The following is an 18,068-nucleotide window of genomic DNA, read 5'->3' as shown; positions in this document are numbered from 1 at the left end:
GATGAGCGCGAATCAAACGCCAAAAGGTATCGTAGCTTGGTTTGCTAAAAATCCAGTGGCAGCGAATTTACTGATGCTGGGCGTGATCATTGTTGGCCTGTTTTCAGTCAATTCTTTGCGTAAAGAAGCGTTTCCAAGTTTAGAACCGGATGTGGTGACGGTATCGGTTAATTACGACAGTGGTGACCCTAAACAAGCTGAAGAAGGCTTAGCGATTAAGATCGAAGAAGCGCTTGAAACCGTTCCGGGTATTAAGCGTATTACTTCAACGTCTAGTTCGTCCGGTAGTAACGTTTCGATTGAGAAAGAGACCAATTACGAACTCGATACCTTGTTAACGGATGTCAAAACCAAAGTGGATGCCATCAATAATTTACCTACGGAAGCAGACAAGCCGGTTATTGATAAAGCGCGGATGCAAGACCATGCGATTTGGGTTCAGCTGTATGGCGACGTCGACCGAGCGACGTTACAAAGCTTGGCAGAGCAATTGAAGTCGGATTTGTTAAGTCAAAGTGCGATACGTGATTTGGAAATCAAGGCTGAAGTTGATCCTATGGTATCCGTAGAGGTGAGTGAAAGCGCGTTACAGGCTTACGGCTTAACACTGACAGACGTGTCGGATGCCATCAACGCAGAATCTTCAACCGCAATTTCAACTAGCCTACGCAATGGCGCGAAAACCGTGCGTTTGAAAGCCTCTGAGCAAGCATACGAAGTCGAAGATTTTAAAGCGATTCCGGTTATGATGACGGCGAGCGGCAGTCAAATCACATTGGGTGACATCGCAACAGTTCGCGATACGTTTGAAGAAGACACATACACATTGTCACGTTACAAGCAGCAGAATGCGATGGGTATTCAGATCGTAATGGATGAAAACAGTGACGTCGTAAACATCGTAGAGCAAGCGAAACAAGTTGTTGAGCAGTGGAAAGCGAGTAACTTGTTACCTGACAATGTTGAAATCGATACTTGGTACGACAAGAGTACGATGATCAAAGATCGTTTGTCATTGTTGGCGAAAAACGCACTGACGGGGATCGCGTTGGTGTTTATTGTTCTTGCACTGTTCTTGAACATTCGCGTGGCGTTTTGGGTAGCCGCATGTCTGCCGTTTGTGTTCTTCGGGACTTTGTTCTTTATGACTGATTCATTTGTTGGGCTGACCATCAATGAAATGACCACTTTCGGTTTTATCATGGCACTTGGGATCGTGGTGGATGACGCCGTGGTAGTCGGGGAAAGCATCTACACCACAAGGCGAGCCGAAGGCGACAATATAAACAGCACCATTAGAGGTACCTTGAAGGTCGCAGCTCCGACGGTATTCGGTGTATTGACTACAGTGGCTGCTTTTCTCTCTATCGCAGCGGTCGACGGAAAAATGGGGCAGATCTACGCGCAATTTGCGATGGTTGTAACCATTTGTTTACTGTTGTCGCTGGTGGAATCCAAACTTATTCTTCCTGCTCATCTGGCTCATATCAATACCCATCGAAGTGATAAAAAAGGCATCTGGAGCAGCATCCAAGGTGGTGCAGAAAAAGGTTTAGATTGGCTAAACGAACGCGTCTACAAGAAGGTCATTAAATTCGCACTAGAACTCCGTTATGCTGTGGTTCTTGGGTTTGTTGCGTTGTTTATTTTGGTCATTGGCATGCCGATGACAGGCGCGGTACGTGTCGCTTTCTTCCCAGATATTACGGGTGATACGGTGACCGCTGAAATCAGTTTGTACAATGATGTCAGCTTTGGTCAAACCGAAGCCAATTTATTGAAGCTGGAAGATAATGCGATCAAAGTTGACCAAGTGTTACGAGCAAAAAAGGAGAGCAACGCCGAATCTTACATCACCAGTGTTCAAGTGATTGCAGAAGAAGATAAGCTTGGGACCGTACAAGTCGAATTGGATGCTGATGCCTCTTACAGCGCGAATGACTTTGCTCATGCTTGGCTTGAGATGTCTGAGCAAATGGAAGGGGTGAAGAAGCTGAAAGTCATGTCCTCCAAAGAAATGGTCGATAACTTTAAAGTAGAATTGAAAGCCAACGACCAAACCGAGCTTGAAGCGGCGGGTAATAAGTTCAAGCAGACACTTCAATCGATGCAAGGTGTCAGCGGTATTGATGACAACTTGGACTTGGGTGAGCCACAGTACCGCTTTGAACTGACCGAACAAGGTCGTGCGCTTGGTATGGATACGGCAAGTCTCTCGCAGCAAGTTTTGCAGTCCTTCGGTGGCGATATTGTTCAGCGATTCCAACGTGGAAAAGATGAAGTCAAAGTGCGTGTCCGCTATCCAGAAAATGACCGTCAAACGTTAGCTGACATTAAACAGTCGAGCGTTCGCACCCCGGAAGGAGCAGTGGTGCCTTTGGTGGCCGTAGCGAACGTTTATTCAGATTATCAACAAGCGGAAATCACACGCATTGATAACATGCGGGCCGTGTACTTAACTGCTGTTGTCGATAAAGATGTAATTTCATCAAACGAGTTGGTTAATCAACTTAAACGTACTGTGGTACCGGAACTTCAGTCGGACTACCCAACCTTGAAGATCGACTTTACAGGGGAGGCCGAGCAGCAACAAGAATCGACAGAGTCGATGGAAAGCACGTTTGTTCTAGCGTTGGTCGTTATCTTTTCGCTGTTGGCTATTCCATTGAAGTCTTATGTCCAGCCACTGATTATCATGGTTGCGATTCCATTTGGTATCGTGGGGGCAATACTTGGGCATTGGTGGAACGATTTGACCATCAGTATTTTGTCACTTAATGGTATTTTGGCATTGAGTGGCGTGGTAGTGAACGATAGTTTGTTGTTGGTGTCGCGCTACAATGAATTAGTGAGAGAAAAGAAACTGCCGCCAGCAGAGGCGATAAAACAAGCGTGCACTGGGCGACTGCGCGCGGTACTACTGACATCAGTCACTACATTTGCAGGTCTTGCTCCGCTACTCAGCGAAACATCGATGCAAGCGCAATTCCTAATTCCTGCAGCGGCAGCACTAGGGTATGGTATTTTGTTTGCGACGTTGATTACGTTGATATTAACCCCGTCATTATTGATGATTGATAACGATATTAGAACGAGTATAGAGCGTATTAAACAACGAGTGATGCGCAAGGTAGAAAGCACGGCATAACTCATACACGGTCACATTGAATGAATATTTAGAGGAAAGGATGAATTCTGAAAAACTGCAATTATTGTTGGTTGAGGATGATTTAGATTTGGCGAAAGCCGTGATTGATTACCTCGAACTGGAAGATATTCAGTGTGACCATGCTGCCAATGGTGTTGCTGGATTTTATCTGATCAAACAGAATCCCTATGATGCCGTCATACTGGACCTCAATTTGCCCAAGATGAATGGGCTAGAGGTGTGTGCGAATCTTCGTGCATTGGGAATAGATGTTCCTGTTTTAATGCTTACAGCCCGTGATACTTTGGATGATAAACTGACGGGCTTCTCAAAAGGAGCCGATGATTACTTGGTTAAGCCGTTTGCGATGGAAGAATTGATCGTACGGGCACAAGTGTTGTCGCGCCGAAGAAGTGGACAAGCAACGAAATTGATGGTCGAAGGGGTTGAATTAGAACTACAAACCCAGATCGCAAGCCGAGATGGAACGGAGCTCAAGTTGACACCTATCGGCGTAACGCTTTTAGAAACCTTAATGCGTGAGAGCCCAAATGCCGTCTCCCGTGAAAAGCTCATGCATAGTGTCTGGGGAGACGAACAACCGGATAGTAATAGCTTGAAGGTGCACATGCATAACTTACGCAAAGCAGTCGATGCTAATGCGAAACACAAGCTCATTCACACCATTGTTGGTCGAGGTTTTGCGTTTAAGTTAGAGGGTGAGCAATGAGGATCAGGCGCAGTTTACGACTTTATTTTCTTGCTGTAATGTTTCTTGTTGGTTCCGTTACCATTCTTATCATGTCTGGTGTGGCGGTGAATTACTTCTTTTCAGGGATGGATATGGCGATGGCAGGTTCTATGCGAGCCCAAGCCCGCCAAGTCACGCCGCAAGAAAACCACCCAGTTAAACTTGGTGAAGTGACGGTTGCGATGCGCTGGCAAGACTTACCTCTACCTATTCGAGAAACCTTTAATGAGGACGAACTCATCCCTAATGAGTTGCTCAAGCATATAGAAGGTATTCCAATTACTAAGCCACCTAAAAGAGGCTATTTTGCGATGAAAATCGTAGATAGGGGCGAAGCAGTGTATGTCTCGATGGAGCTTCCTGAGAGAGAAGGGGATACACGATTTCGTGACGAGGAAATTCCGCACTTCTTCTACATCATCTTTACTGCGCTCGGGGCACTTTTGCTGTTTTCAGCCGCTTTATTCGTAATTTTAAGAATTGTATCCACGCCCATTGAAGATCTGCGTGAGTGGGCAAAATCTCTCGATAAAGAAAAGCTTAAGGAGCCCATCCCAAGTTTCCAGTACAGTGAGCTAAACTCATTAGCCGAAATTGTACAGTCCAGCTTAAGTTCAGTACAAGACAGCTTAGATCGTGAAAAACAATTCCTCGGGTACGCGAGCCATGAGCTTAGAACACCCATCGCTGTGACTCGTACCAACACAGAATTGCTGAGCAAAATGATCAGTAAAGAAGTGGATAAAGCGAAGCAAGAAGAAGTACTCGAAAGAATAGAACGTGCAGTATTTACCATGACGGACTTAACGGAGACCTTGTTATGGCTCAATCGTCAGGAAGACAAAAGTTTGCCGACGGAGAGTGTTGTGCTTGGTGACTTGGTCACTCAGATCAACCAAGAACTCACTTATGTGCTGCATGGCAAGCAAGTAGAAGTCTCAATTTCCACCGATAATACGGAGTTGAAGTTGCCTTCTGGTCTATGCCGAATCGTGATCACCAATCTCATTCGCAATGCTTTTCAACACACTTACTGCGGTAAAGTTGTCATTGAGCAAATTGGCAATGATCTGAGAATCGACAACGACAACCTATCTAATAACGAAGTAGAACAAGATCTCGGTTTTGGTTTAGGACTCGAGTTGACGGAACGGCTGATTGATCAATATGGATGGCATTACGAGAACACGCCAACTTCTTCTGGTCGTCGTGTGGTAGTTTGTTTTGCTTTGCCTCTTGAGCTGAAGGTATAACTAAATAAGTTAATGAATTTAAAACGTAAAATTGTAATGCTGATGGCAAGGTAAGTGCTTTATGCAGTCAATCGATCTATTTATGTAATTGATGAAAAGTTAACAGTATATCTGCATGGTCGATTGTAATTTAACGGACAATTATTGAAGCAATGTCACTAATGTGGATTAATGAGGTTTCTGTTTATTCATGTCCTCTCGCACTGCCTTTCTGGATAGGCCGGACTCTGAAAAGGGTTCGGCTGCTTTAATCAAAAATAATCAAATTTAAGTTTTCTAAGTCTGAAAATGCTAAAAGCCGAGTCAGTAACTCGGCTTTGTCTCAAACAGTCTGGCTAATTTCGCTGCAAGTTCAACAGGGTTAAACCAATCATCCATTCAATTGTGCGCTGGCTATCCTTACTTAACTTGTAGGAAGTCACTGCCTCTACCTGACTTTGAAAATCGCTAAGATAAGGCGTGTGATGCTCACAAACGGTCATCAAAAATGCCAAACGCCAAATAGCCATGAATTCGGCATCTTTAAAGTGATGTTGCCAACTATTGATAAAGGTGTCCTCATTAACAGAGAGGTCTAACTTATCTACGATTATCTTTAGTAGTCTGCCTTGCAGTGCGCGTGGAATATCGGCTTTTTTTGCAAAGTGGTGGCTTATGCCCGTCCTCGATATACCCGTTTGCTCACTCAACGTCGTGTAGGACATCTTCTCGTAGCCAAGCGTGATCAATTGCTCTGTCGCGACATCGAGAATGGTGTTGATGGTGATTTGGGTATCTTCGTGAGTTCGGCGTGCCATAACTATTGCCAGTGTTGTGATTAAAAAATGATACTAACACTTATCGTCACTCATTCCATATAAATATCCTTATCTTGACGTTGTTTGAATGAGAAATGCGCGTTACTGCCCATAAAAATCGCCATGGTAACAATCTGCTTACATCTTGCTGCGGTGTGTAAATTGATGCTGGATATGATAATGCATTGATATAGCTCGATTTCCGTATAATTTTCGTAAACGTTTGCTATAACAAAATTGCGTGTAACATAAAATTTACAATCTCTATTTCAAACCACGTAAACCTAGATTTCTGCCCATGTATTCCAATTTTTCACCTCCTGCGCCAAGTTAGAAATATTAAGTGAGAACACAAGTTCAAACACAACAATGACATAAGGAGAAAGTCATGGTGGACACCTACAACCCATTAGGCACGGATGGATTCGAGTTTGTTGAATACACAGCGGCAAACAGTGAAGGTATTGAGCAATTGAAAGCATTGTTTGTTTCGTTGGGTTTTGCAGAAGTCGCAAAACACCGTTCCAAAGAGGCGTGGCTGTACCGACAAGGTGACATCAGCTTTATCGTCAACGCTCAACCTCACAGTCAGGCAGAAGGTTTTGCTAAAGTTCATGGACCTTCTGTTTGTGGCATGGCATTTCGCGTGCAAGACGCCAACGTGGCACTCAAACAAGCGCTGGATAATGGCGGTGAAGAGTACAAAACGGAAATCGGTCCGATGGAACTGAGCATTCCGGCGATTTACGGCATTGGCGAAAGTCTTCTGTACTTCGTTGATCGTTACGGTAAACAAAGCATTTACGATGTCGACTTCCGTTTCTACGACGATGCAGACGAGCGCCTAGCGAAAGCCGACGTTGGTATGTACGAAATCGACCATCTGACTCACAACGTGAAGCAAGGCAACATGGACGTGTGGTCTGGATTCTACGAGCGCATTGGTAACTTCCGCGAGATTCGCTACTTCGACATCGAAGGCAAACTGACCGGACTTGTTAGCCGAGCCATGACAGCGCCTTGTGGCAAGATCCGCATTCCAATCAACGAATCTTCAGATGACAAATCGCAGATTGAAGAGTTCATCCGTGAATACAACGGTGAAGGTATTCAGCATATCGCGATGACAACCGATGACATCTACCAAACCGTTCAAACACTGCGTGATCGCGGCCTGGACTTTATGCCAACACCAGACACGTACTACGAGAAAGTCGACGAGCGCGTAAAAGGACACGGGGAAGACGTCAGCAAACTGCGCGATCTGCAAGTTCTTATTGATGGCGCGCCAACCAAAGACGGCATCTTGCTGCAAATTTTCACCCAGACTGTTATTGGTCCTGTGTTCTTTGAAATCATCCAACGTAAAGGCAACGAAGGCTTTGGTGAAGGTAACTTCAAAGCCTTGTTTGAATCGATTGAAGAAGACCAAATCCGCCGAGGAGTACTAAGCGATGCATAAATGGATCACATTCCCTCATCGGGAGGGAGTGTGCTCCAAGCAAGCACATGCTGATTTCCCGGAAGAGGCAATTTACGAACGTGAAGCAGGTCGAAGTGGGTTCTTCGGTCCTGCGGCACACTTTCATCATCAACACGCACCGACAGGTTGGTCTGAGTGGGAAGGGGATTTACGCCCGCGCGCTTTCGATTTCAACCTAGTCGAAACGGCGAGTCAGATTTCGCCTTGGGCAGTGCCGCATCTTCTGCACAACGCCAACTGTAAGATCCGCGTATGGCGAATGGACGAGAAGATGGACTTCTTAGTGCGTAACGCCGATGGCGATGAGTTGTTATTCATCCATCACGGAACTGCTGACCTCTACTGCGACTATGGTCATCTCAAAGTGAGTGAAGGGGATTACGTAATGATCCCGCGCTCAACCAGTTGGCGATTAGAACCAAGCGAGCCGATGTTTGTTCTGATGATTGAAAATACTGATTCCGCTTATTCTTTGCCAGAAAAAGGCATGGTGGGCAATCATGCTGTGTTCGACCCGGCTGTTCTGGAAACGCCGTCAATTAATGACGAGTTTCGCGCGCAGTACTCAGAAGATCAAACTCAAGTTCATGTGAAGCGCCATGACAAAGTCAGCGTCATTACCTACCCATTTAATCCGCTTGATGCGATTGGTTGGCACGGTGATTTGGCGGTAGTTAAAGTGAACTGGCGTGATATTCGTCCATTGATGTCGCATCGTTATCATTTACCACCTTCTGCGCACACCACGTTTGTTGGTGCCGGATTTGTCGTGTGTACGTTTGTACCTCGTCCAATCGAGAGCGACCCGGGCGCACTGAAGGTGCCGTTCTATCATAACAATGACGATTATGACGAAGTCTTGTTCTACCACGCAGGGGATTTCTTTAGCCGTGACAACATTGAATCTGGCATGGTGACTTTCCACCCTGCAGGTTTTACCCACGGTCCTCATCCGAAAGCGTTCAAAGCAGGTCAGGAATATAAGAAGAAGTTTACCGACGAAGTGGCTGTGATGATTGATACGCGCCACGCGCTCGAGTTCTCTGACGAACTCGATAAGGTTGAAAACAAAGAATACGTCTATAGCTGGCAAGAGAACTAAGGGGCAAGGATGAAATTAGCAACCAAGAAAAATGGCACTCGCGACGGTCTGTTGATGGTCGTGAGCAAAGACCTGACACAATGTGTGCCGGCAACCGAAATTTTCCACGCGATGCATCTCGCGCCAACCATGCAAGTAGCATTGGATCACTGGGATAAAGTCGCTCCACAACTGGAAGAGCTTTATAACGCGCTAAACAATGGTTCGGTCTCAGGAAGCGAAGAGTTTGAATCCCACTATCTAGCATCACCATTGCCACGCGCCTATCAATGGGCAGATGGCAGTGCTTACGTTAATCACGTCGAACTAGTCCGCAAAGCGCGCGGTGCGGAAATGCCAGAAAGCTTCTGGACCGATCCTTTGATGTATCAAGGCGGTTCTGACGCATTTATTGGTCCTTGCGACAACATCGAATTTGCCACCGACGAGTGGGGTATTGACTTCGAAGGTGAAGTAGCCGTGATCACTGGTGACGTGCCGATGGGAGCAAGCATTGCAGAAGCACAAGAATCAATTCGTCTTATCATGCTAGTTAACGATGTGTCGTTGCGCGGTTTGATCCCGGCGGAGCTGGCGAAAGGTTTTGGTTTCTTCCAATCAAAACCGTCCTCGGCGTTTTCTCCTGTTGCAGTAACGCCAGATGAGCTGGGTGAAGCATGGTATGAGAACAAAGTTCATTTGCCTTTGGTTTCAACCTATAACAATGCACCATTTGGTTGTCCAAATGCAGGTGTAGATATGACGTTTGATTTCGCTGATTTGATTGTCCATGCCAGCAAAACCCGTCCACTTTCTGCGGGCGCAATCATTGGCTCGGGCACGGTATCGAACAAGCAGGGCACGGAGCACGGTACCTCTATCGGAGAGGGTGGCGTAGGCTACTCGTGCATTGCAGAGGTGCGCATGATTGAAACTATTCGTGATGGCAAACCGTCGACGTGCTTTATGTCGTTTGGTGACTCAATCAAGTTGGAAATGTTTGACGCAGATGGCGACTCGATCTTTGGCGCGATTGATCAGCAAGTCAGCCAATACCTAAAACACTGAGAGTGAGGGGCAAGGGAAGTATGAGCGATAACATCACCCTCTACGGCTACTGGCGGTCTTCGGCGGCTTATCGAGTGCGTATTTGTTTAAACTTAAAAGCCTTGAGTTACGAGTCCAAATCCGTTCACTTGGTACGTAACGGCGGTGAACAACACAGCGCGGAATACCATGAGTTAAACGCCTCTGAGCTTGTGCCAGTGCTGGTGGATGGTGATATTCAGTTAAACCAATCTCTTGCCATCATTCAGTATCTCGATGAGCAGTATCCGCAAGTTCCAGTGATTCCAGAACCATCGCCGCTGAGATACCAAGTATTAGCAATGGCTCAGGATATCGCGATGGAGATCCACCCTCTCAATAACTTGCGCGTGTTGCAGTACCTAGAAGGGCAGCTGTTGTGTGAACAAGAGACGAAAATCGAGTGGATTCATCATTGGGTAAATCAAGGCTTTACGGCATTAGAAGAGAAACTAAACCAGCATCGAAAACAGCATGGAAACTGTATCTACAGTGTGACTGACTCTCCCTCTGTTGTTGATATTTGTTTAGTGCCTCAAGTGTACAATGCGTTACGTTTTGGAGTGGATATGACGCCTTATCCGGTAATTAGCTCGATTGTAGAAGCGTGTAATCAACTGCCCGCGTTTATTGATGCCATGCCAGAGAACCAACCCGACGCGAACAGCTAGTACTTTCTCTACATCTTACTGATTAACAAACGGGCTCTTTATGGAGTCCGTTTTTGTTCTCTCTGGTTCATGTAAAAATCGTGTTCAAAACGTTGGCTACTGTTATTATCACCCCGCAAAATTTATCGGTTTTGTTGCTCTGGTTGGGATTTCCCTTTAGGCTTTGAGCAACTAGTTGTTTTGGGCGCACTTTATCTATGACCAACATCTTTATCATTGTTGTTCTACTTGTTGTTTTCTTCTTTATCATTCAAAAGTACGTGATCAAAAACGATGACACGCGAGACTTCCCATACCGTTCGAAAGGTCCTTTATTAAAAGGGCAGGAAGGGGCGTTTTTTAATGCATTGAGAGCGGCGGTTGGTGATCATGCTGTGGTGTTTGCCAAAGTAAACATGGCAACGTTGATCGCACCAAAAGAGATTAAAAATAAAAAGCAGTTCTTTATTGCCAGTAACCGAATTTCACGCAGCTACTTTGATTACGTTATCTGCGATCCTAGAACGCTTGAACCACGTGTGATTATTGAGCTTGATAATGGCCAGCAGCTGCATAAAGGCAAAGTCGAGCGTCAAAAGTTGCTGATGCATGTGTGTAAGTCGGCGAATTTGCCTTTGATTGGTGCATCGGTAAAACACAGCTACCAAGTGGGGCGTTTACGTCGCTTGTTGGCGGCACACATTGATCTGATTGAACCGGATAAAGAGATTCGTTTTTGTAAGAAGTGCGGTAGTCCGATGATCATCAAAACAGCGAGCCAAGGTGATTTTAAAGGCCGACGCTTCTTCACTTGTAGTCGCCAGCCTAATTGTACTTACACTGAAAACTACAATGTAGTGTTTGATACTGAAGACGATTAAACCGTTCTTCCAGATAAGCAGAAGGCTTTGGCTCATGGGGTCAAAGCCTTTTTCATCTTAGAAAGCGAATAAATCCAGTCGCTAGTAACGGTTGTCTTATAAGCACCTATACTTTGATAAAGAAAGAAGAATAGGGAAGTAGGATGCGATTTGGATGGGGCCTATCAGCACTGCTAGTTGCACTTAGTGCTCAAGCTCAGCAGCCTTTAAAACCACTAGAATGCCAATTGACTGAAACGCCACAAGATCATTTCTTGTTCTATCGAGACCAGATGGTTTACCACAGTGAACAATTTGCGATTTTTCAAAACTTCAAAGGGCGAGTAAGTACGCAAGTGGATCTCAAAACCGGTAAGCTGATCCGGACAACGTTTATAGGTGAGCCGTTTGAGCCTAAATACCAAATCTTGTTTGGTCAGTGCCCCGAAGTATCACAGGTTTTGCAGATCTGGATGCTCAGTGAAGTGCCTTACGATAATTAGCCAGAATTATAAAAGTTAAGTAGATCACACTTTTAGGCCGTGTTAGATGGTGGTTTGCTGATAAAGTCGTCTAAAATCGGGTCTTGAGTTTAGATTTTCGCCAAACGAATCAAAGTTAGTGAATTTATGCTTGCACGCCTCATAGGATATAGCTAATATCCTTCTCGTTCTTAAGGAATGGGTCCGTAGCTCAGTTGGTTAGAGTACTACCTTGACATGGTAGGGGTCGGCGATTCGAGTTCGCCCGGACCCACCATTCCTTAAAGTCATACTAAAACCAAAGTATGCTGAACGTTAAATTTGGGTCCGTAGCTCAGTTGGTTAGAGTACTACCTTGACATGGTAGGGGTCACCAGTTCGAATCTGGTCGGACCCACCAAATTTTAGTTCTTCGTGAACAAACACAAAGCCCGCTAACTTAGCGGGCTTTGTCGTATCTGAAACTGTTAAATCTTTATTTGCCTAAATCTTTTGAAACCTAGACTTAGAACGTCAAACCAAACGAAAAGTGTGATTGTCTTTTTTAATATTGAACAGCGATAGTTGCAGTAGGCTCTTTCTCGAACGAAAGTGCTCCTCTTTTTTTAGATATAGAGAGGGATACAAATGTGGAATAACATTTCTCTAGAAGCGCTGTATGAAAAGTGTTTGGAGTTATTGCTGACATTTGGACCAAAGTTCATTTTGGCTTTAATTGTGTTGTTTGTCGGTTGGTGGCTTGTCGGTAAAGTCAGTCGCGCAATAGAAGTGACTTTGGAAAAAATGAAAATTGAGCACGGTTTGAGAGGCTTTCTCTCATCTCTTGCTTCTGTCATTTTAAAAATCCTTTTGATCATTTCTGCTGCATCTATGATTGGCGTTGAAACCACATCCTTTATTGCAATGCTCGGTGCCGCTGGTCTAGCGGTCGGTATGGCACTACAAGGCAGTTTGTCTAACTTTGCTGGTGGTGTACTTATCCTATTTTTCAAGCCATTTAAAGTTGGTGATGTGATTGAAGCCCAAGGGCACATGGGCAAGGTTGTCGATATTCAAATTTTTGTGACTGTGCTGCTTACCTATGACAACCAAAAAATCATTATCCCAAATGGATCTTTGTCTAACGGGACTGTTAAGAATCTATTTTGTGAAGAAAAACGTCGTATTGATATCGAATTTGGTATTAGCTATGGCGATGATATTAACAAGGCGAGACGCGTTCTCATGCAAGTAATGGAAAACTACGATCTGATCATTAGTGTTCCAGAGCCTGTTGTGCATGTGAGTCAGCACGGTGACAGTCATATTGGTATGTTAGTGTGGGCGTGGGTAGATTCTGAAAACTATTGGCCAGCTTATTTCGGCCTTTATGAGCGAGTGAAAGATGCCTTTGATTCAGAAGATATCACGATTCCATTCCCTCAAAGAGATGTACATATCCACCAATAACGAGAAAGGAGCGTAAGCTCCTTTTTTTGTTTTCTAGTCAATATCAATGTTGTCAATGTAATAGCATGCCTTGTCGCGTGTTTTTATGGAATGCTCTAGGGTCTATTGACCTTTCGAGCTGATTTTTGCAGCGACTTGTTGGATATTTATACAAGGTAGAGACTTTGATGTGTAGTTAGCCTGCATGAGAGTTCGATAACGCAGTAGACATGACCAACAAACGCTGCCTAAAGGGTTCGAGCTAGGCGTCCCCACTAAAATCGTTTGATGCTTTGTTGAAGAGTATTTGCTTAGTATGACTAGGCTATACACTCCTTGACTCGCCTAAAACGATTTTATCTCGAACAAAATTTAACCACGAAAGGTCAACAGACCCTAATACCCATCGCTTTATCTACTGCTGATTATTTAATGTGTCATGTTATTTTATTAGTAAAGTTAAATATAATAATAATGCAATTTAAAGTTCTTATTTATTTTGGCTGCTTATATTAGCTGTTCTTAAATCACATCTTTTGATCATAATGATTAAGAAATGGATTGGAATATAAGTCACAAGAAAGATTCATATTTATCTTTGATTAATACATGTGCGGGTTTGGTGTATTTACTCTACGTTTATATTATTTTATGGGTGTTAAATAATCTTATTGTACTGTTTTTTAATGGAATTGTTTCTTTGTGAGGGCTTTGTTATATGTAATTGAAATATTTAAAATTGTGATGTTTGTTCATATCAATAATCGTAGAACTTTCATTGAACAAACTTACGTATATTATTTTTTACTGTTTTCTGATTAAAACTATAAACATGCAATAGGTGACGACGGTTATAAAATAATCGTTGAAGCTATTTTGTACAATAAACGGTAGAGAGTGAAAAAGTGAAAGCAAATAAAAACATTCTTAAAGTAGCAGTGGGTATGGCGATGCTATCTGGCCTACCAACAGCAGCAAATGCTCACGGTTGGTCAGAGTTTCCAAGTGCGCGTCAAAATACGTGTTATGAGCAAGGTGGAGTTTGGTCGGGTAATCCACCAAATGCGGCGTGTGCTCAAGCAAAAGAAATCTCGGGCACATATCCTTTTGTTCAGCGTAATGAGTACGCAAAGAACATTACGGATTACAACAACATGGCAGCGGTAAAAGCGGCGATTCCTGATGGTACATTATGTTACGCAAACGACCCTCAAAAGAAGGGAATGGGTGCGCCACATACCGCTTGGACTCGTACAGAGTTAAACACTGGTACATTTGAATTTGTGTTTAACGCGACTGCGCCACATAACCCATCATTTTGGGAGTTTTATCTAACCAAGCCGGGCGTTGATCTAAGTAAAGCGCTGGCGTGGGGCGACCTAGACCTGATTCAAACTGAAGGCAATATTCCGGTAAGCGGTGGCAAATATCGCATGAACGTAACGATTCCTTCTGATCGCTCTGGCGATGCAATCCTTTTTGTCCGTTGGCAACGTGACGACGCTGCGGGTGAAGGCTTCTACAACTGTTCAGACATCACTATTGTGGGCGGCGAGACGCCTCCACCGGAGCCGACACCAGAACCAGATCTAGTAAAAGGCGATCTATACATTCCTGTTAACTTTGCTGGGCTAGATCTTGGTGACACAGTTAAATACGACATCATCAATAAGTACGGCGAAGTTGCACGTAGTTTTGATATTGTTGTTGATGGATCAAACGCTAATGATTGGGAACGTTTATTAGCGTCAGAAATCAACGGTTGGCATGCCGAGTTTAAAGATGGTGCGGTATTCATCGGTGATTGGCATGAAGAAATGTCACACTACATGTACTTCCAAAACGATCCGTCACGCAATTTCTTCAACTCGAAAGATGGCAGTGCATCAGGCGTGATTTCGGTTATCGATGGCGATGATGGTAACGTCGAGCCATTAACAGGCGATATCTACGAGCTTGTGAAGAGTGATAATGTTGTGAATGCTGGCGATAAAGTTGTGATTGCAACCAGCGAAGCGGCGAACCTAACTCAAACTCAAGGTTCAGTCGTTAGCATTCAAAATAACGGCACTGCATCTATTGTTGTAGATACTAGCGCAATTACGCAAAACGAAACGCTATCGTTTGTTGCGAATGCAATAAACAGTGAGCGCGCAGAGACTTTCACATTTGAAGTGATTGCAGAAGACAGTGGCGTTGACCCAGATCCAACACCAGACCCGGATCCAACGCCAGATCCAGACGGTGATGCGTGGGATGTTGCTAAAACATACCTAGGCGGGGAAATCGTGACTTATGACGCTCAAAACTGGAAAGCTCAGTGGTGGATTCAAGGCGGTGATAACCCTAAAGCGGTTTACCAGAAAGATCAGTGGGGTGTTTGGCGTCCTGCTAATTAAGCCCAATTCTCATAATGAGAAGCATCAGTTTAAGAGTTACTTAAATTGACAAATGAGGAAGCCACCATCGTTTTATACATGGTGGCTTTTTGATATCTGAATGACGAGACTTTGCGTGGAGAATACTTGGCAATTCTAAAAAACTGACGAGTTAAGATGCCCATTCTTCGTTGCTCTTATGGGGTAATATGCACGTGAGCGTTAACACCTCCTATAGTATTAGCCTCACCTAAAATGACAATAATGCGAAACTTTGCTTGAGCCCCATGGATGTGAGGGCTCTTTTTTTTTGGGGGGGGGGGGCTGTAAAACAGTACATGGCTTTGATATTGCGTAGTCAGTCTCAAGTGTGAGGCAGAGTATCTCTCGCTGTCAGAATGAGAACATGTTTTCGGTTGGCTTTCTAACTTACGACCAGCGAGCTTTCATGGGTTGCCCCTAATGCTTAAGGAATTGTGAAGGAGAGAGTAGTGAAGGAATCCAAGACATTAGTTGTTAGACCAATAGTATTCTGTTGGGCGTTAATCTCACCTCAAAAACAAGGCTCCTTTGAAGATTATTTATGGGCGATGGGTAAAGAGGCCAAAAAACGAGGATGGACGTACATTTTGTGTGTGGCTGAGCCTGTATCACTAGAGATCAAGTCGTGGTTGAATGATTCAGGCTGTGAGCTCATATGTTTAGAACGAGACAAGATAACAAACACAAACTTTATCGTGCGTTTATTGAAAGAGCGCGATGTCGATATACTTCACACCCACTTTATCGGCCCAACCGATAGAGCGTTGTTGTTATGTAAATTGAGGTGGGGTGGCAGAATTGTTTTTTCTGATCACAGCTCCACCCCCATTGATAAGTTTAGTCACAGTTATCTAGCACTTAATCATCTTCGGTCCATGCGACAGAACCTGATGAGCCTCGTTATTGACGCGTATTTACCAGTCTCTGATTTTGTCGCAGCGCGTATCGCCCTGAACTTGCCAAATGCTCAGCACAAGATCCGTCGGCTTTATAACGGTATTGACTTAACGCGGTTTCAGCCGACTAACTCAAAAGACAACGTGTTGCGGATAAAGTCCGAGCTGCTGGGAATATCTGACGACGTCACGACTGTGGCCTTTATTGGTCAGTTAACTCAGGAAAAAGGCGTCGATCTGTTTCTCAATGTTGCCAAACGGTGCGTTGATGATGGTGTAGAGTGTCGGTTCTTCATTATCGGGGATGGTGCGTTTCGCAAAGAAGTGGAAAACCTTTGTTCTCATCATCTTTACCGGAATGATATCCATTATCTGGGTTTGCGTTCCGATGTTCCCGACATTTTGCGTGTGACAGATGTATTTGTGATGCCATCCTTATGGGAAGAGGCCTTTGGTCTAACTGCCATTGAAGCATCTGCATGCGGTGTTCCTGTTGTCGCATCTAATATTGGCGGACTTCCTGAGGTGATATTGCATCATCACAGCGGAATTTTGGTAGAAGCTGGAGATGAACTTTGTTTATATAACGCCATCCGTAGAATGATAGAAGATACGGACGCTCGGGTTGAGTTTGGCAAAAACGGAAGACGTCACGCGGAGCAGAATTTCAATTTGGACAATATGGTGTCCAAAACCTTTTCGCATTATCAACTCCTGCTTAATTCAAACGAAAGCTTGTGGAAGAGCATGAAGAAAATGCTTGAATTGAGAGGGTAGGAGGAAGGGAAATCTAATGCTTGACGTAAAAGACATACTCAAACAATTACATGAAAATGGTATTGCTGTAATTGATGGCTATATTCCGTTACCTAAACTTGAACAAATGCAGCGCTGCTTTGATCGTCACCTTGCCCATCCGCAATTTAATACTTGGACAGGCTACCAACAAAATGAACGATGGCGTTTGCTTATTGAAAATCTACTTACTTTGTCGCCTGCTTTTCTATATCCCATTAAGCAAGATGATTTGATGGATATATGCCGTGAATATATTGGTGAGCGATTCCAAGTGACGGAAGTAAGAGGCTGGAAAACGATTCGCACTACGCGTAACTTTCATGGTTGGCATAACGACGCATGGTATGACGTAAACCAATGCAAAGAGCCTCCACCTCAGCTTAAATTGGGCGTCTATCTTACTGATGTTGACAGTGGAGAGTTTGCTTACGTTGAGCAAAGTCACCAACAAAAACTGCCTCCAAGTCATTGGAATATAGGTCAAGTCAAGGGAATGAATTTACCAATACGACATGTGACCGGTAAAGCGGGAACTGCCTTTTTGTTTGATACAAGCGGAATCCATCGACAAAACTGCCCGGTACTCACATCTCGTAATGTGGTGTTCTACAACTTTCACGATCCTGCTTTTCCTATTCAGAGTTTAGATAAAGACTACGATCGTTACGCACCACTGTTACTTAATGCTGCCTTCTTAAAAGGATTGACCAAAGAACATGAGCGAATTCTAGGCTTTGGCGACGAGCGGTATTTTGAAGATGGTTTTATACCAAAGCAGCGGTATCCTGCTCTGCATAACTTGGTCAAAGTGGGCCTATTTACACGCCTTCTGGGACAAGATTGCCAACAATTATTTAATCGAGTGGCGGTAAAGATCTTTTGAGGACGTTATTCTTAATCGTTTAGCGTAGGCAGAATACAATGATGTTGTTAAA

The 18,068-nt window shown here is 44.3% G+C and carries 14 protein-coding genes and 2 tRNA genes; 15 read left to right on the top strand and 1 reads right to left on the bottom strand.

The window, feature by feature from the left end; genetic code table 11:
- Nucleotide 1 precedes the first annotated feature (1 nt).
- From C1S74_RS03450 to C1S74_RS03440, 3 genes are read left to right on the top strand one after another with little or no spacing between them, the layout of a single operon-like run.
- Nucleotides 2–3,148, top strand: a complete 3,147-nt coding sequence (locus C1S74_RS03450) for an efflux RND transporter permease subunit (protein WP_045401481.1) — start codon at nt 2–4, stop codon at nt 3,146–3,148.
- A gap of 40 nt (nt 3,149–3,188) precedes the next feature.
- A complete protein-coding gene (locus C1S74_RS03445) occupies nt 3,189–3,878 on the top strand; it encodes a response regulator transcription factor (RefSeq protein ID WP_045401479.1) in 690 nt (229 codons plus the stop codon).
- Nucleotides 3,875–5,152 (top strand): sensor histidine kinase, encoded by a 1,278-nt coding sequence (locus tag C1S74_RS03440; protein WP_045401477.1) that lies wholly within the window; start codon nt 3,875–3,877, stop codon nt 5,150–5,152. Before C1S74_RS03445 ends, C1S74_RS03440 begins: the two co-directional genes overlap by 4 nt.
- 335 nt (nt 5,153–5,487) lie before the next feature.
- On the opposite strand, the gene C1S74_RS03435 is transcribed toward C1S74_RS03440, so the two are convergent.
- Nucleotides 5,488–5,949 carry a TetR family transcriptional regulator gene (locus tag C1S74_RS03435; protein ID WP_045401476.1) on the bottom strand — a complete coding sequence of 154 codons (462 nt, stop codon included), beginning with the start codon at nt 5,947–5,949 and terminating at the stop codon, nt 5,488–5,490.
- Between the two features lie 388 nt (nt 5,950–6,337).
- Between C1S74_RS03435 and hppD the strand changes: the two genes are divergently transcribed.
- The 12 genes from hppD (at nt 6,338) to C1S74_RS03370 (ending at nt 18,016) form a co-directional block, all read left to right on the top strand.
- A complete protein-coding gene (gene hppD / locus C1S74_RS03430) occupies nt 6,338–7,411 on the top strand; it encodes a 4-hydroxyphenylpyruvate dioxygenase (protein WP_045401474.1) in 1,074 nt (357 codons plus the stop codon).
- Nucleotides 7,404–8,534 carry a homogentisate 1,2-dioxygenase gene (locus C1S74_RS03425; RefSeq protein ID WP_045401472.1) on the top strand — a complete coding sequence of 377 codons (1,131 nt, stop codon included), beginning with the start codon at nt 7,404–7,406 and terminating at the stop codon, nt 8,532–8,534. The genes hppD and C1S74_RS03425 overlap by 8 nt, the downstream gene beginning before the upstream one ends.
- A gap of 9 nt (nt 8,535–8,543) precedes the next feature.
- Nucleotides 8,544–9,581, top strand: coding sequence for a fumarylacetoacetate hydrolase family protein (locus tag C1S74_RS03420; RefSeq protein ID WP_045401470.1), 1,038 nt, complete (start codon nt 8,544–8,546; stop codon nt 9,579–9,581).
- A 20-nt stretch (nt 9,582–9,601) separates the two neighbouring features.
- Nucleotides 9,602–10,270 carry a maleylacetoacetate isomerase gene (gene maiA, locus C1S74_RS03415; protein WP_045401469.1) on the top strand — a complete coding sequence of 223 codons (669 nt, stop codon included), beginning with the start codon at nt 9,602–9,604 and terminating at the stop codon, nt 10,268–10,270.
- A 197-nt stretch (nt 10,271–10,467) separates the two neighbouring features.
- Nucleotides 10,468–11,130 carry a DUF2726 domain-containing protein gene (locus tag C1S74_RS03410; protein WP_045401467.1) on the top strand — a complete coding sequence of 221 codons (663 nt, stop codon included), beginning with the start codon at nt 10,468–10,470 and terminating at the stop codon, nt 11,128–11,130.
- 143 nt (nt 11,131–11,273) lie between these two features.
- Nucleotides 11,274–11,612, top strand: coding sequence for a hypothetical protein (locus C1S74_RS03405; protein ID WP_045401465.1), 339 nt, complete (start codon nt 11,274–11,276; stop codon nt 11,610–11,612).
- Nucleotides 11,613–11,791: 179 nt separating this feature from the next.
- A tRNA-Val gene (locus tag C1S74_RS03400) sits at nt 11,792–11,868 on the top strand.
- Nucleotides 11,869–11,914: 46 nt separating this feature from the next.
- A tRNA-Val gene (locus tag C1S74_RS03395) sits at nt 11,915–11,991 on the top strand.
- A gap of 227 nt (nt 11,992–12,218) precedes the next feature.
- The gene (locus tag C1S74_RS03390; protein WP_045401464.1) at nt 12,219–13,040 is read left to right on the top strand and encodes a mechanosensitive ion channel family protein; all 822 of its coding nucleotides are present in this window, start codon (nt 12,219–12,221) and stop codon (nt 13,038–13,040) included.
- Between the two features lie 884 nt (nt 13,041–13,924).
- Complete coding sequence (locus tag C1S74_RS03380) at nt 13,925–15,418, top strand: lytic polysaccharide monooxygenase (RefSeq protein ID WP_045401461.1); 1,494 nt, start codon at nt 13,925–13,927, stop codon at nt 15,416–15,418.
- A gap of 470 nt (nt 15,419–15,888) precedes the next feature.
- Nucleotides 15,889–17,112: a glycosyltransferase family 4 protein gene (locus C1S74_RS03375; protein ID WP_045401458.1), complete on the top strand. Its 1,224-nt coding sequence runs from the start codon at nt 15,889–15,891 to the stop codon at nt 17,110–17,112.
- A gap of 16 nt (nt 17,113–17,128) precedes the next feature.
- Nucleotides 17,129–18,016 carry a phytanoyl-CoA dioxygenase family protein gene (locus tag C1S74_RS03370; RefSeq protein ID WP_045401455.1) on the top strand — a complete coding sequence of 296 codons (888 nt, stop codon included), beginning with the start codon at nt 17,129–17,131 and terminating at the stop codon, nt 18,014–18,016.
- Nucleotides 18,017–18,068: the final 52 nt, after the last annotated feature.

The organism is Vibrio hyugaensis (assembly GCF_002906655.1).
GTDB lineage: Bacteria > Pseudomonadota > Gammaproteobacteria > Enterobacterales > Vibrionaceae > Vibrio > Vibrio hyugaensis.
Note: the sequence above shows the minus strand (reverse complement) of the source record. Positions and strands in the feature narration are given on the sequence as shown.